Genomic DNA, 262 nt, shown 5'->3' with positions numbered 1-262 from the left:
GCCGCAGCCAAGTCACCGGCCACCAGCCCGCTGTTTGGACAGCACCTGCTCGGCTGCTGCCAGAAAATCATAGGCGGCTGCCGGATCGGTAGTCTGGCCGGTAATAACCTCGCCAGCATAAGCGTGCAGGAAATCGGAGATTGATGTGTCTCCGCGAGCGAGATAGTCGGATGCAAACCGCTCCATGATGCGGTAAGCGTCCCTTAGGGAAACAACACGATCAAATTCTTGATCTGTAACTGCCAGGTAGCTCATATGCGGC

General features: G+C 56.5%; 1 protein-coding gene. It reads right to left on the bottom strand.

Features of this window, described 5'->3' with window-relative positions:
- Positions 1-12: 12 nt before the first annotated feature.
- A partial coding sequence (locus J5837_RS09240; RefSeq protein WP_210536468.1) for a hypothetical protein occupies positions 13-262 on the bottom strand: 250 nt, incomplete at its 5' end.

The organism is Pseudoxanthomonas helianthi (assembly GCF_017939625.1).
Lineage (GTDB): Bacteria > Pseudomonadota > Gammaproteobacteria > Xanthomonadales > Xanthomonadaceae > Pseudoxanthomonas_A > Pseudoxanthomonas_A helianthi.
The sequence above is the reverse complement of the archived record's forward strand: the minus strand, read 5'-3'. Positions and strand labels throughout refer to the sequence as shown.